Below are 1,078 nucleotides of genomic sequence, written 5' to 3' on the forward strand. Positions count from 1 at the left end.
CGCAGACGCCGGAGGGCGGCGCCCAGGATCCTGGACCGGGGGACCGGGCGTACCCGGACGACCGGGGCTCAGGGCTCCGCTCACCTGCGTCACCTGCGTCACCGGCGGCCGACCCCGCGCCCGAGGACGGCGACTCCATACTCGAGGACCTGTTGGCGCCCTTCGACCGGGTGCGGATGCCGGAGCCCGCTGCGTCACCGGACGACGAGCAGGACGCCGATGGCGAGGCGTTGCCGTCTCCGCCACCGCCGCCCGCTTCGGCGCGATTCCCCGACGCGCCGCCTCCGGCGACGATGACGCGCACGCACGCGCCGATGTCCGAGCCTGCCCCGGACTCCGCTCAGGCGCCCGCCGCCGAAGCGCCGCTCCTGCCGCCGCGCCCTCCTGCTCCGCCGTACGTCGGCGTGCCGTTCCCGGACGCGGAGAGCGAACAGGGCGCAGCGGACTACCGACTCCGTCCCCCGAAGCCTGCCGCACCGCCGTCGGTCCCTGCGGCTGCGTCCGAGGGCATACCTGAGGCCGGTTCGGGTCCCGCGCCGCTTCCCGGGCTCGTGCCACCGCCCTGGTCCGCGTCAACGTCCGCAGCCGCGTCCCCAGCTGCGCCCACATCCGCGCCGGAGGCTGTCACGCCGACGCCGGAATCCGGGCCCGCGGTGCAGTTCGCGTCGTCGTCCGGGCCCGCCGCCGCGCCCGTGCGCGAGGCCCGGACGCCTTCCGCCCCCGCGGCCCCGCCCGCCCACGCGTACGCCCACACACCCGAGCGTGCGACAACGCCTTCCCCGCGAACCACCGCCGCCCGCCGTGCGGTCGGCGCCGTCGACCTGACGCCCGGCCCGGGAGCAGGGCGGCCCTTCGTGTCGTTCGCCCGGCCCGCGTTGTACGACGACAGCACCACGCGGCTGCGGCCCGTCCGCACCTGGGTGCAGCCCCGCGTGACCGCCGCCGCGGCCTGTGTCGTGCTCGGCCTAGGGCTCATCGGGGGCGCGGCCACCGGGAGTCTGCTGACCGGGAGCTCCGAAGGGACGGGCACCACGCGGAACGCGCACGCCGTGGCGGGCGAGCTCTGGCACAGCGTGCC

Annotated in this window: 1 pseudogene; it reads left to right on the forward strand. The window is 77.3% G+C overall.

The features are described from left to right. A pseudogene (locus ACZ5CR_RS46970) lies at positions 1-1,078 on the forward strand (hypothetical protein); the annotation flags it as partial.

This window comes from Streptomyces sp. NPDC031274 (genome assembly GCF_055570235.1).